The following is a 13,530-nucleotide window of genomic DNA, read 5'->3' on the forward strand; positions in this document are numbered from 1 at the left end:
AATGCTAATTAACAGGCAGTCATAACGCTTAATTGGCAACGATGATTCGTTCTTTAGACAATGAGGTGAAGCGATGTTTACCGCAATTTTTGTGGTTTTGGTGATTATGGGGCTTAGCTGGGTTGGGATGAAATGGATGTATCCGCGACCACCGCAAGGTTATTTACAGCCGCAGCCAGGCGAGAGTACCGAGATGCGAGCGTGTGATTTTTGCCATCATACGTTAGCAGAGTGGCGAGGAATTGTAGAAGGGGATAAGTTCTTTTGTAATCAAGAACACCAAGCGGATTTTCATGCTGGCAAACACTACCAGCGCGCTCAAAATTAGTTGAATTTTATTTTACACTAAATACGTTAGGCAAAACGCGCAACGTCTTCTAACATTTTACCCACCAGGTCTTGCGCTTGGCTTTCGTTTTCTTGATAGCGTTGTAAGTTTTCTGATTTTTCAAACAACGTCAACGCGCACAGTACCAATAATTCTTCTTGGGGTAGCTGAGGCGCTTGGCGGCGTACCTCTTGCATAAACTGGTTAATATAGCTTGCTGCACGCTGCAACGCAGGCTCTTCCGATTCTGGGCAGTTAATGGTATAGCTACGACCATTGATCAGGATATCAACTTTTTTAATGCTTTGGGCAGATGCCATAAGATTTTCCTAACGTATTCAAATGTTTTAAACATCACTAAGGCTGGCTTAATTAAATAGGGGCGAGGCGGGTTAGTTTTCGCTGTCAATTTTTGCCAAGCGCTCTAACACAAGCTTGGTATGCTCTGCCGCAACGCGATTTTTTTCAATCAGCTTTTGATTTTGTGCGGTAAAGATCTGTAATTGGTTTTGGGTTTGTTCGTATTCGGTACTTAGCATGTTGTGAGATTCGGCAAGTGACTGATAGCGTTGCTCGAGTGCTTGATACTCTTCGGCTTGTCTGGCAAGTTGTTGTTCCAAATTTTGCTGCAGTTCTTTGCTGGCATCGAGCTTAGCTTGTACCGCTTGCAATTGGTCTGCGGTAACAGTTGGCTGTGCTTTAATACGGGTTAGCTCGCTACTGGCGAATTGATATTTATCGCGAAGCTTAGTCAATGCGGTTTGTAGCTGGGTCAGTTGGTCAATTAGGGTGCTCATGATATGATGTCTAGTCAGTAATCGAGTGAATAATTAGGTAAATCATCAAGAGCGACGTGATGGGCGCTCATTGAAATGAATAGCAAAAGGCTTTTTTGGTATAGCTATAGCGTGAAGGCTTAAAATTTGAGTGATACTTATATTATTTTACCACTTTAATAATGCCATAGTTGACCGCATTAAGGCTAGTATTATCTCAATGTTGATATAATTTTTTGTGAAAAAAGGGTAAAGCGATGGATGATTATATTTCGGGTTGGCAAGATTGGACACAAGCATTTGAGGATTGGCATGACGTCACCATTAGTGAGTTACATGGGCTAATCTCAGGGGTGCTCAGTGTGTGTGATGCGCCAAGCGAGCAAGAGTGGCAACTGCTACTGACTGAGCTGAGCTTTACCGAGCTTGAGCCAAAAGCGTTAGAGATAGTGACCGAAGAGGGCGAGGATATGGTGGCGGTGTTAACCGATGATGCTGATAGCTACCAGTTTATGCCATTGTTGCCTGATGATGACCATCCACTGTATGAGCGTTTGATGGCACTTAAGAACTGGGCAAATGGCTTTTTGACAGGCTTTGGTGTCACCGATAGTGCGCTACGTCCGGAAGAAAATAGCCTATTTAATGACTTGGCAAAAATCGGCGCGCTGCGGATTGATGCGTATGATGAGGCGCTGCAAGGGACAGACAATGCTGAAGGCGAAGTTGAATATATGGAGCTACTTGAGTTTGTGCGCATGATTCCTGTGAGTGTGTCACAAGGGCGAGTGCGTAAATCAGTCGCCAAATTGCCGCTCATCGCAGGATTTGCCATGAATCGCCCTGTGGGCAAAGCCCAAGAGATTGATGAGGAGCATTTGGATTTTATTGAGCAGCTACGTGATGATGAACTCGATTGGGAAGCAGAAAAAGAGACCAATGATGATTTTGTTACCCATATGGTTATAGATGCCATGACCGGTAAAAAGCCGAATTGATGCGAATACCCTATTTCGACTAGATTTACCCTGATAGGGTGTTTAATGGTTTAAAATTTGAGAAAAATGGAACGACTATGGGCTATCCATCCAACGCCGTAGACTGGTTAACAAAGCTGATTGGTTTTAACACTGTCAGTCGCTACTCCAATTTGCAATTGATTGAGTATGTGGCGGGCTATTGTGAGCAGTTGGGGTTGTCGCCACGTTTGACTTTTAATGCTGATAATACCAAAGCCAACCTCTTTGTGACTGTACCTGCGATGGGTAAGGGTGATACCGTAATGACAGGGGGTTTTGTGTTTTCGGGGCATACCGATGTGGTGCCCGTTGATGGGCAGGCATGGGATACTGATCCGTTTGTGGCGACCATTGTGGAAGATAAGCTATACGGGCGTGGGGCTTGTGATATGAAAGGCTTTATTGCTTGCGCCTTAACCCTGTTGCCCACTGTGGTGCAAGCAAGCCGCGATAGAATTCTCAACAAACCGATTCATCTGGCACTGTCGTATGATGAAGAAGTGGGTTGTTTGGGTGCGCCATTACTGCTTGCGGATTTAAAAGCCCAAGGGATTAAGCCCGACTACTGTATCGTCGGTGAGCCGACCATGATGAAAATGGTCACCGCGCATAAAGGCATTCAAGTGTATCGCTGCCGCGTGCATGGTAAATCGGTGCATTCATCGCTGACCCCGCAAGGTGTCAATGCCATCAGCTATGCCAGCAAAATTATCAATTTTATTGATACACTTGCCGAACAATTGCAACAACGTAACGACCAAGACATGGCGTTTGATGTACCGTTTTCGACCTTGTCAGTGGGCACTATTACCGGCGGTACGGCAACCAATATCGTGCCCAACCTGTGCGAATTCACCTTTGATTACCGTAATTTGCCGCACATGAATGAAAGCCAAGTGATTGAGCCGATTCGTGCCTTTATCAAAACCCTTGAGCCTAAGATGCACGCCATTGACAGCGACACGGGCATTGAGCTAACTCGCAACGAAAATGTCCCTGCGATGACCGATAAAGATAGCCAAGCCTTGCAACAGCTCATTGAAAATTTGGTTGATGAACAACAGCGCCATAAAGTAGCGTATGCCACCGAAGGCGGGCAGTTTACCAATGCAGGCATTCCGACGGTGATTTGTGGACCTGGCGATATTGGCAATGCCCATAAAGCCAATGAGTTTGTCAGTCTAAACCAATTAGCAAAATGCGAAAGCTTCCTACAGCAAATCCTTCAACAATGCTGTGACAGCCATTAAAAATTTTTGGAAATATCATGTCAAATCAATTAACCATACAGTTGTTGCCCAAGCTTCCCCAAAGCCAATTTGCCAAACGCCGTGCCAAACTTGCTAAAGCCTTGCCAAACAATAGCATTGCGATTTTGCAAACGGCACCCGCTCATATCCGCAACAACGATGCTGAGTACAAATACCGCGCCGACAGCAGTTTTTTCTACCTGACGGGCTTTGCCGAGCCAGAATCCGTCATGGTGTTGGAAAAAACTGACCATGCCGTCAACTACACTTTATTTTTACGTGAAAAAGACAAACTACGTGAGATTTGGGATGGTAAGCGCGTAGGGCTTGACGGTGCAACCGCAGATTTTGGCGTGGATAAAGCGATTGCCATTGGCAAAATTGATGAGGTGATGCCAGCCCTGATTTTTGGTAAAAAACACGTGTTTGCCCGCTTTAATAATGAGCTGATTGACTGGCTTAATCAAGCCAAGCAACTGCAGCGCGGCGAAGGTGTGGTCGATACCGTCACCAATATTGACAGCCTTATCAATGAAATGCGGCTGATAAAAGATGAGTGTGAAATTTCACGCATGAAAGTCGCCGCCCAAATCAGTGCTTACGGGCATATTCGCGCCATGCAAAGTGTGGCACCCATGATGCAGAAAAATCAAGGGAATGAAAGCAGACTGGAAGCTGAAGTTAACTATGCTTTTGCCCAATACGGCTGCGTACCCTCTTATAATAGTATCGTTGCTGGCGGGGACAATGCCAATATTTTGCACTATGTCGAAAACGACCAACCGCTGCACGACGGCGACTTGGTGATGATAGATGCGGGCGCCGAATACCAACATTATGCCGGTGATATCAGCCGTACTTTTCCTGTGAGTGGCAAGTTCAGTGACGTGCAAAAACAGGTGTATGATATTGTGCTAAATGCCAATATCGCCGCCATCAACAGCCTAAAAGTAGGTGAACATGGAAAAATCCATCATGAAACTGCGCTCAAAGTACTGACCCAAGGCTTAATTGATTTGGGGATTTTGACAGGCGATGTCGATGAGTTGATTGCTGATAAAGCCTACTTACCGTTTTATATGCACGGCACAGGGCATTGGCTTGGCTTAGATGTCCACGATGCAGGGCGCTATACTGGCGACGACGGCAAACCCAGAAAGCTTGAAAAAGGCATGGTAATTACCGTAGAGCCAGGCTTGTATTTTGCGCATGACAATGCATTAGTACCCAAGAAATATCGGGGTATAGGCATTCGGATTGAGGATGATGTGGTCATTACCGAGGGTGAGCCGCTGGTTCTCACCCGTGATGTGCCAAAAACAACGGCAGCAATTGAAGCGCTCATGCAGCAAAAAGTTGATTCATAGATAGAGGCACATCTATATATAGAGGCAAAGAAAAAAAATAGAAAAAAGAAAAGCCCAAGAGAGTTGGGCTTTTTTACGGGCAATCGTTTATCGGCATTTTAGGCATCCGCTGATGGATGTGCCAAATGTTCGATTTTATCTTCTGGCAAGTTTGTCAATAAATGGATGCGCTGAGAGAGTTGGCGTAATACTTGGCTAAATGCGGCTTTTTCCACATCACTATCGGCTGATACACTGTCGGTATCATTGATATGCCAATGTGCGGTTAGTGGGAATTTGCCATCAATGTCCGCATGTTGTTGTAAAGAATTGCACAGCCCAATCACCAAATCAATCTTTGGCGCATTGTCTTGTAAAAACTGCTTGACGGATTTGGGTGATAAGCTTTCGATATCATAACCTTCTTGTTTTAATACCTCAAGCGTGAATGGATGCGCGCTAGCGGATGGCTCAACGCCTGCGCTATAGGCTACAAAACGGTCACTGCCAATTTTATTTAAAATGGCTTCTGCCATTAGGCTACGGCTAGCATTGTGCTTGCACAAGAACAACACGTTATAAGGCTGCGTCATCAATAAAGCCCTTGTCATCATTTTGCGAACGGTCAGCACGTTTGGGCGTGCAATTTTTGAAAATGAAATTTTACCTTCAATAGAAAAAAATTGCTATCAAAATCCCTACAATTGTGCGAGCTTATACGGTCTATATTAACCGTCTTAGCTAACTTTATAATCTAATTGTCGAAGCCCACCATTGAATAGGTGAAAAAATTATTGATTCCAAAAAGTAATATTTAGTATAAAAATAATTTGCGTTTAATGAATTTTAAAAAAACCATTTTAAATATTTGATTTTATTATATTTTGTTTAACTGCAAAAAAATAATGACTTGCTTGTATAACTTTTGGTTGGGTTTTGTGAAAAGAAAGTTTGACATTAACTATTGATTCATGAAAAATCTACATACTGCAAGATTCTCGTTGCAATTTTTTCATTTATTTACATTCGATTAGGGAGGGATTATGAGCACTAATCACAAGTCGTCTCATTCCCAGTGGAGCTCAAAGATTGGGTTTTTAATGGCTGCCGTGGGTTCTGCGGTCGGTCTCGGTAGTATTTGGAAGTTTCCTTACATGACAGGCGATAGCGGTGGCTCGGCATTTGTTATCGTGTTTATCATCAGTATCGCGCTTATTGGTTTTCCAGTGTTGGTCACTGAATGGCTGATTGGTCGCCGTGGACAAAGTAACCCAGCGGCAAGTTTCCGCAAAGCGGCGGTAGCCAATAACACCTCACCTGCTTGGAGTCTGCTTGGCTACTTTGGTATTTTAGCCGCTTTTATGATTTTGTCATTTTATAGTGTGATTGGCGGCTGGTCGCTTAATTACACCTTAAAAGCTGGTATCAATGCATTTGGTGGTCTCAATGCCGATGCCACTGGCAAAATTTTTGAGACGATGTTAGCCAATCCAACCGAAATGACGTTGTGGCACACGGCGTTTATGGGCTTGACGGCGCTAATTGTAGCAGGTGGTGTATCAGCAGGTATTGAGAAAGCATCAAAAATCATGATGCCTGCGTTGGCTTTTATCCTATTATTTATCGTGGGATATAATGCGATTAATATGGATTTTGCCAAAGGCGCAGAGTTTTTGTTTAAGTTTGACTTGCAGCGTATGCAGGAAGTTGGCGTGGGTAAAGTGCTGATGGCAGCGCTAGGACATGCGTTCTTCTGTCTGTCACTGGGCATGGCGATCATGGTGAGTTATGGTTCATACCTAAAACAAGATGTTGATTTATTGGCAACCGCGCGCACGGTGATTATCTGGGATATTATCTTCTCATTGGCGGCAGGTCTTGCGATTTTCCCAATTTTATTTAGCAATCATCTGGATCCAGCGGCAGGTCCCGGTTTGGTGTTTGTGACCTTGCCAATCGCCTTTGGTCAAATGAGCCTAGGTGTGGTGGTGGGTACTTTATTCTTCTTGTTATTGACTTTTGCGGCATTGACGTCGTCGATTTCAATTCTTGAGCCCATTGTCGAATTCTTGGAAGAAAAAACCCCGATGAGCCGTAAACTCTGCACGATAGTAGGGGCAGTGGCAACGTGGGCAGTGGGTGTACTTGCGTTATTGTCATTCAATAAATTGTCTGATTTTGCGGTATTTACTATCCACAAAAACGGTAAAGACATCCCACAAGGTATCTTTGACGCGCTAGATTATACGTCCAGTAAAATCATGCTACCTTTGATTGGTTTGGGTACCATTATCCTCATCGGCTGGTTTATCAACCAAGAATCGGTAAAACGTGAATTGGGGCTAGATGGCATGAAATGGACTATTTGGCAAATTGTGGTAAAATTTGTCGCACCGATTGGTATCATCGCTGTATTTTTAACGGAGTTACTGGGTTAATCCCAATGGCTTTATCTCAACAGCTTTATGTAGTTAATTGCTGACAATAAAAAACCCCGGATCATCGGGGTTTTTTGTTTCAATGAAACATTAATCAGTGCCATATTCTTGGCGTTTTGTGGCAAAAAAGCGCTCAAGTCGATCCATCGCTTCATGCAAATCTGATGCATTGGGCAAAAATACCACGCGAAAATGGTCAGGTGCATGCCAGTTAAAGCCCGTACCTTGTACCATCAAGACTTTTTCTTGCAGTAATAATTCCATCATAAACTGCATATCATCTTCGATTGGATAAATCTCACGGTCAATTTTTGGGAAACAATAAAACGCCCCTTGTGGCATGGTACATGAGATACCTTTAATGGCGTTTAGGCGCTCGATAGCGATGTTGCGCTGCTGATACAGGCGACCGGTTGGTGCGGTCAAGGCTTGCATACTTTGATAGCCACCCATCGCCGTTTGAATCGCGTATTGTGAAGGGACATTGGCACACAGCCGCATCGATGATAGCATGGTTAACCCTTCAATAAAATCAGCCGCATGGTGTTTTTTACCCGATAACATCATCCAGCCTGAACGAAAACCTGCGATACGGTGCGACTTTGACAACCCATTATAGGAGATAACCAAGCAGTTTTTGGCAAGGGTGCACATCGGTACATGCACGGCATCATCATACAGCACGCGGTCATAAATCTCATCCGCCATCAGTACAAGCCCGTGTTTTTCTGCTAGTGCCACGATTTTTTTTAAATTTTCGGTAGAATAAAGCGCGCCTGTTGGGTTGTTTGGGTTGATGACCACAATGCCTTTGGTGCGCTCATTGATTTTGCTTTCGATATCGGCAATATCTGGCTGCCAGTTGTCGGCTTCATTACACAGATAATGAACCGCTTTACCCCCTGCCAAATTCGTCGCCGCTGTCCAAAGCGGGTAGTCAGGCATAGGAATCAGCACTTCATCGCCGTCATCCAATAACGCTTGCATGGTCATCACAATCAGTTCAGAGACGCCATTACCCAAATACACATCGGCAACGTCTACCGCTTCTAACAATCCTTTGGCTTGATAATACTGCAAAATCGCTTTACGCGCGGCAAAAATCCCTTGAGAGTCTGAATAGCCAATCGCATTGGGCAAATTCATCGCCACATCTGATAAAATCTCTTGTGGCGCTTCAAACCCAAATGGGGCAGGGTTGCCGACATTGAGTTTGATGATTTTATGACCTTGTGTCTCCATGCGGTTGGCAGTTTGTAGCAAAGGACCGCGAATGTCATAGCACACGTTTTGCAGTTTATTGGATTTGTTCAAAGTTTTCATGGTAGATACATCACTACTAGGTTTGGGATTGGGTTTGGAATGGCTGGGTTGAAAATTGGTAGCAGCCGGAGCGGTAGATTGAGCCGTTTGATCCTGCCACGGGTTCGCTTGATTGGCATCGCTTAATGCTTGTGCTACAGTAGTATCATTGACCGTATGCGCTGCTAACGCTTGGGTGCTGACGTTATGACTTTCCACCCCAGTACCTGATAGCAAATAGCTCTCGCTGCACCCTAACAGACTGGCAAGCACAGGCAGTTTATTGGACACGATGCCATTGGAGCCGCGCTCCCAATTAGAAATGGCGGCACGGCTAACTTTAGCACCAGCTTGGGTCATTAAATCGGCAAGTTCAGCAGTGGTCAAACCTTTGCTTTTACGCAGCTGCGTCAAGCGTTGTCCAGCCGATAGTTTAGCGTCAGTGAGCATAGCGGGGGAATTCCGGTTGAATATCAATGAATTTTATCAATATTTTGTCAGAAATACTGACAAAGTTAAAGTGTAAATATTGGCGGATAACTGCCAATAAATAAACTACGCTTGTCAGCATAATAATGCAAGAAAAACTTACAATTTTTTAACTAACAACTTTTTAACTAACAACAAGGAGATTTGCTATGGAAGATTTTTACCAATTATCCGCGACCGATATTCGAGGTCAGCTATTTGATTTTGACACCCTTAGAGGTAAAGTCGTATTGATTGTGAATACCGCGAGCAAATGCGGCTTTACCCCACAGTTTGAGGGCTTGGAAAAGCTATACCAAGCTTACAAAGACCAAGGGTTGGTGGTATTGGGTTTTCCCTGCAACCAATTTGGTCAGCAAGATCCTGGCAATGAAGCGCAAATTAGTGAGTTTTGCCAAATCAATTATGGCGTGACCTTTCCGATGATGGCGAAAGTTGACGTCAATGGTAAAGACACCCATCCTGTTTATCAGTTTTTAAAATCACAGCCACAAGGCAAGGGTATGTTGGGTGACGCCATTAAATGGAACTTTACCAAGTTTTTAGTTGATACACATGGTAGAGTCGTAGATCGTTTTGCACCAACCAAAGCCCCCCAAGACCTTGAAGCGGATATCAAAGCACTACTGGCACAACAGTGAGAAAAGGCGGGAGAGAAAAAATAAAAAGGATTTAATTGGGGGAATTAAATCCTTTGGGTGACAAGCGATAGAGACATTGTTATTATTGCTATCTTATTATTCTTATTGTTAGCTATGACCTTGCTGGCCATGTAGGTATGATAGGGTTTTTATGTGACAACCACATGACATGCTCAGCAAAATTTTTTAAAAATTTTAACATTTGCCAAAAAAAATCGTTGACAGCAAAAATAAATTCTCTATAATACCCACCACAGACGATGGGTCGTTAGCTCAGTTGGTAGAGCGTCTGCCTTACACGCAGAATGTCGGCGGTTCGAATCCGTCACGACCCACCAATTTGACAAGTTTGGGTCATCGTCATCAGCTACCGTGCAGTGGTAGTTCAGTTGGTTAGAATACCGGCCTGTCACGCCGGGGGTCGCGGGTTCGAGTCCCGTCCGCTGCGCCACTTATTTTAGTGGATTTAAAAACGAAATTTTTAAAGTTTTATGCCTCAAATCTCCCCTGATTTGAGGTTTTTTTTGACGTAAATTTTATACCAAGTTGTTGATTTTAAAAAATATATTATTTTATACATTTTTCTCTTGATGTAATTAGGAAAATTGATTTTTATTGTTAAGTTGAAAAGATATCTATTTTTAATATTTAAGTAAAACTAACGTGACCAAACGCTTGTGACCAAAACGTGACCATTTTGTGAGCAAAAATTTTGGCTGACGGTCTGTTAGGGTCACCCGCCAATTATTTTAGTGAGTTGGCAGGTGAGGTTTTTAACCAACTGCAGTCTTTTATTACCCACCGTTTTCGTTGGCTTTTTATCATTTTAATGAATGTCGCGGTGGTGTTTAGCCTATATATTGCCTTGAGTCGTTATGGCGATATTCGGCTTGGCCATCAGACAGAGCATCCTGAGTATAGCTTACTGTCATGGTTTGGGATGCTGTTTAGTGCGGGGATTGGGATTGGTCTGTTGTATTGGGGGACGGCAGAGCCGTTATATCATTTTATGTCGCCTCCGATGGGGCAAGCCGAAACCGTAGAAGCGGCTAAACAAGCGATGAGTATTTCGTTTTTGCATTGGGGGATTCATGCGTGGGCGTTGTATTGTGTCGTGGCATTGTCATTGGCGTATTTTCATTATCGCCGTGGCTTGCCGTTGTCGATTCGCTCGGTACTGTACCCATTGATTGGTCAAAAAATCTATGGCAAATGGGGGCATGTGGTCGATACCCTTGCGGTGTTTGGCACGATGTTTGGCACGATGTTTGGGGTGGTGACATCTTTGGGGCTAGGAGCGATGCAAATCAACGCAGGCTTTAGCAATGTGTTTGGTATTCCCAACAACGTCCCGGTACAGCTTTGTTTGATTGCGATTATTACCGCGATGGCGACGCTATCAGTGATGATGGGGCTGGATAAAGGGATTAAACGCTTAAGCGATATCAATATTGTGCTGACTGCGTTGCTGCTTGGCTTTATGTTATTTTTTGGTCCGACCCAGTTTATCATCGATAGTTTTATTGAAAATATCGGCAATTATGTCAGCCAACTTATTTCACTAGGATTTTGGAGTGAGGCGTATAGCAATACAGATTGGCAGGCAAATTGGACGATTTTTTATTGGGCATGGTGGGTGAGTTGGTCGCCATTTGTGGGAATTTTTGTGGCGCGTATTTCTCGGGGTCGTACTATCAGAGAGTTTATTTTTGGGGTGTTATTTATTCCGATGCTGTTGTTGTTCTTTTGGTTTACCACCTTTGGCGGCAGCGCGGTACACATGGAATTGATGGGCAATTATGGGCTGATAGAAGCAGTCAAAGCCGATTATGGTAGTGCGATTTTTAAACTGATTGAATATTATCCTTTAACCAAGCCTTTGACGCTGGTGATTGTGGTAATGATTATGTTGTGGTTTGTCACTTCGTCAGATTCGGCAAGCCTTGTGATTGATATGCTCACCGCAGGCGGCGATACTAATCCGCCAAAAATTCAGCGGTTATTTTGGGCATTGAGCCAAGGGGTGATTGCTGCGGTGTTATTGGTGGCAGGGGGGTTATCTGCGTTGCAAGCGGTCGCGATTATTGCAGGCTTTCCGTTTGCCATCGTGGTGTTTGTGATGATGTATTGCTTATGGCGAGGGCTGACACGTGATAGATTGACCTTGTACCGTAATCAACAATGGTATATCACGGCAGAATCTGCTGAGCATAATTCAGCGAATGAGTTTATTGATGAGCATTTATTGTTAGGTCCGCCCGTGGTAGCTAAAGATGACTAATATTGTTTTTCTTGATTAACATAAATAGACGGGTGCAAGCATCGCAAAGCTGATGCCTGTCTAGGCAGTCAAGCAATGGGCGTTAATTGACAGATTGACAGCCTAGACATGCGTTACAAAGAAAAACGCTATAATAAATGCCTAATCTATGGCAATATTTGATATGCCCATAAAATTGTATACCCATCAAATAATGAGGAAACCCCAATGAGCAAGCCTGAAAAACCTTTTATTGCGCTTAATATCGCAATCTTAACTGTATCAGACACCCGCAGTTTAGAAGAAGATACCTCTGGTAAATACCTAGCCGATAGCCTTGTCGAATCAGGGCATACCCTAGCGGAGCGAGCCATACGCACCGATGATATTTATCAAATCCGTGCTATCGTGAGTCAATGGATTGCCGACCCTGAGATTCACGCTATCATTACCACTGGCGGGACAGGTTTTTATATCCGTGACCAAATCCCTGAAGCCCTAAGCCCGCTGTTTGATAAAGAAGTACAAGGTTTTGGTGAGATGTTCCGCGCGTTATCTCGTGATGAAATCGGCATGTCAACCTTGCAATCTCGTGCGCTAGCAGGCATGGCGAATAATACGGTGATTTTTTGTTTACCTGGCTCCTCGGGTGCCTGTCGCACGGGCTGGGAAGGCATCATCAAAGAACAGCTCGACAACCGTACCCGTCCGTGTAACTTTGTGCCGCATCTGATGCGTGAAAATCCAAAACATGACCATTAAATTGGCAGGGGTGGTGATTTTGGCGGGGGGTGAATCATCTCGGATGGGTTCACCCAAGGCGCTATTAAGCTTGCCAAATGGCGAGACTTTGCTTGATTTTCATATTCGTCATGCCAAACGCTTAAATGTCCCTGTCATGGTGGCGGATAATGGTAAGCGCTTATGTCATGATACAACCGTCAAAATCATTGATGATTATCTGCCAAATCAACAAAATGGCAAAGGGGCAGGGGCGTTATCAGCCATGGCAAGTGCCATGAATCAAGTCATGTCTCCTTACCATTATTTACTGGTGATAAGCTGTGATAGTTTGGTTCAAGCCAATCAAGTTTTTGATAAGTTGCATTATGCGGCAACCGATAATGAAGCGGTGATTTATTTAAAAGCTGAAAAGGATTATCCATTGTTGGGTTTGTATCGTACAGATTTATTAATAAAATTATACGATTATTTGGATAAGGGTCAGCGCGCAGTGATGAAGTTTTTGGCGGATAAAAAAATACAAACCGCTGCATTGCCGAATGAATGGATAGCTTTAGCAAATTTTAATACCAAAAATGAATTTGATTTGGCGTTGAACTCACTCAATGAAATAGGATAAATAGGTCAAATTTTGGGAAATTATTCACATTAACAGGATATAAAATAATTTCATCAATTAAGGGTAGGATTAAGGGTATGAGTTAAAATTTAGGCATGGTAATTGCATTTTTAAATTACCTTGTTTGATTATGTTGGAAAACTGCTATGCCTTCAATCAGTAGCCCTGTGAGTGTTGAACTTTTTCCCCATGACAGCGTGAAAGAAAATCGTTTTGACCTTCTTACAACCCCCAAACATGCAAAAGCTGTACAAAATCAGGGCAAAGTGTATCTTGTTGGTGCAGGTACAGGTGACCCAGAATTACTCACAATTAAAG

Annotated in this window: 13 protein-coding genes, 2 tRNA genes and 1 pseudogene; 11 read left to right on the forward strand and 5 right to left on the reverse strand. The window is 43.7% G+C overall.

The window, feature by feature from the left end; translation table 11 throughout:
- Nucleotides 1–73 precede the first annotated feature (73 nt).
- Nucleotides 74–328 carry a hypothetical protein gene (locus RTN07_RS09165; RefSeq protein ID WP_007115957.1) on the forward strand — a complete coding sequence of 85 codons (255 nt, stop codon included), beginning with the start codon at nt 74–76 and terminating at the stop codon, nt 326–328.
- A gap of 26 nt (nt 329–354) precedes the next feature.
- Here the strand turns inward: RTN07_RS09165 and RTN07_RS09170 are convergent, their stop codons facing one another.
- Both RTN07_RS09170 and RTN07_RS09175 read right to left on the reverse strand, forming a co-directional pair.
- A complete protein-coding gene (locus tag RTN07_RS09170) occupies nt 355–648 on the reverse strand; it encodes a cell division protein ZapA (RefSeq protein ID WP_007115956.1) in 294 nt (97 codons plus the stop codon).
- Nucleotides 649–720: 72 nt separating this feature from the next.
- Entirely contained in the window at nt 721–1,125 is a 405-nt protein-coding gene (locus RTN07_RS09175; protein ID WP_007115955.1) for a hypothetical protein, read from the reverse strand.
- A gap of 236 nt (nt 1,126–1,361) precedes the next feature.
- On the opposite strand from RTN07_RS09175, the gene RTN07_RS09180 reads away from it, so the two are divergent.
- The 3 genes from RTN07_RS09180 to RTN07_RS09190 all read left to right on the forward strand — a co-directional run bounded on the left by RTN07_RS09180 (nt 1,362) and on the right by RTN07_RS09190 (nt 4,740).
- Nucleotides 1,362–2,102, forward strand: a complete 741-nt coding sequence (locus RTN07_RS09180) for a UPF0149 family protein (RefSeq protein WP_007115954.1) — start codon at nt 1,362–1,364, stop codon at nt 2,100–2,102.
- Between the two features lie 77 nt (nt 2,103–2,179).
- On the forward strand, nt 2,180–3,373 hold the full coding sequence (gene argE / locus RTN07_RS09185; protein WP_076775254.1) for an acetylornithine deacetylase: 1,194 nt from the start codon (nt 2,180–2,182) through the stop codon (nt 3,371–3,373).
- Nucleotides 3,374–3,390: 17 nt separating this feature from the next.
- Complete coding sequence (locus tag RTN07_RS09190) at nt 3,391–4,740, forward strand: aminopeptidase P N-terminal domain-containing protein (RefSeq protein WP_312177617.1); 1,350 nt, start codon at nt 3,391–3,393, stop codon at nt 4,738–4,740.
- 98 nt (nt 4,741–4,838) lie between these two features.
- Here the strand turns inward: RTN07_RS09190 and RTN07_RS09195 are convergent, their stop codons facing one another.
- Nucleotides 4,839–5,312, reverse strand: a complete 474-nt coding sequence (locus tag RTN07_RS09195; RefSeq protein ID WP_312177619.1) for an arsenate reductase ArsC — start codon at nt 5,310–5,312, stop codon at nt 4,839–4,841.
- A 450-nt stretch (nt 5,313–5,762) separates the two neighbouring features.
- On the opposite strand from RTN07_RS09195, the gene RTN07_RS09200 reads away from it, so the two are divergent.
- A complete protein-coding gene (locus RTN07_RS09200; RefSeq protein WP_099807647.1) occupies nt 5,763–7,157 on the forward strand; it encodes a sodium-dependent transporter in 1,395 nt (464 codons plus the stop codon).
- A 90-nt stretch (nt 7,158–7,247) separates the two neighbouring features.
- On the opposite strand, the gene RTN07_RS09205 is transcribed toward RTN07_RS09200, so the two are convergent.
- Together RTN07_RS09205 and RTN07_RS10985 are read right to left on the reverse strand one after the other, a co-directional pair.
- Complete coding sequence (locus RTN07_RS09205; RefSeq protein WP_253852205.1) at nt 7,248–8,480, reverse strand: pyridoxal phosphate-dependent aminotransferase; 1,233 nt, start codon at nt 8,478–8,480, stop codon at nt 7,248–7,250.
- Between the two features lie 273 nt (nt 8,481–8,753).
- Nucleotides 8,754–8,909: pseudogene (locus RTN07_RS10985) on the reverse strand (helix-turn-helix domain-containing protein); the annotation flags it as partial.
- A gap of 188 nt (nt 8,910–9,097) precedes the next feature.
- On the opposite strand from RTN07_RS10985, the gene RTN07_RS09210 reads away from it, so the two are divergent.
- The 6 genes from RTN07_RS09210 to mobA all read left to right on the forward strand — a co-directional run bounded on the left by RTN07_RS09210 (nt 9,098) and on the right by mobA (nt 13,212).
- Nucleotides 9,098–9,589 (forward strand): glutathione peroxidase, encoded by a 492-nt coding sequence (locus tag RTN07_RS09210; protein ID WP_309593463.1) that lies wholly within the window; start codon nt 9,098–9,100, stop codon nt 9,587–9,589.
- A gap of 262 nt (nt 9,590–9,851) precedes the next feature.
- A tRNA-Val gene (locus RTN07_RS09215) sits at nt 9,852–9,927 on the forward strand.
- Nucleotides 9,928–9,963: 36 nt separating this feature from the next.
- Nucleotides 9,964–10,040 (forward strand) — tRNA-Asp (locus RTN07_RS09220).
- 261 nt (nt 10,041–10,301) lie between these two features.
- Nucleotides 10,302–11,870, forward strand: coding sequence for a BCCT family transporter (locus RTN07_RS09225; protein WP_312177627.1), 1,569 nt, complete (start codon nt 10,302–10,304; stop codon nt 11,868–11,870).
- Nucleotides 11,871–12,077: 207 nt separating this feature from the next.
- Nucleotides 12,078–12,611 carry a molybdenum cofactor biosynthesis protein B gene (moaB, locus tag RTN07_RS09230; protein WP_099807650.1) on the forward strand — a complete coding sequence of 178 codons (534 nt, stop codon included), beginning with the start codon at nt 12,078–12,080 and terminating at the stop codon, nt 12,609–12,611.
- Nucleotides 12,601–13,212 carry a molybdenum cofactor guanylyltransferase gene (gene mobA / locus RTN07_RS09235; protein WP_312177630.1) on the forward strand — a complete coding sequence of 204 codons (612 nt, stop codon included), beginning with the start codon at nt 12,601–12,603 and terminating at the stop codon, nt 13,210–13,212. The genes moaB and mobA overlap by 11 nt, the downstream gene beginning before the upstream one ends.
- Nucleotides 13,213–13,530: the final 318 nt, after the last annotated feature.

The organism is Moraxella sp. CTOTU46934, from assembly GCF_031979465.1.
GTDB lineage: Bacteria > Pseudomonadota > Gammaproteobacteria > Pseudomonadales > Moraxellaceae > Faucicola > Faucicola tetraodonis.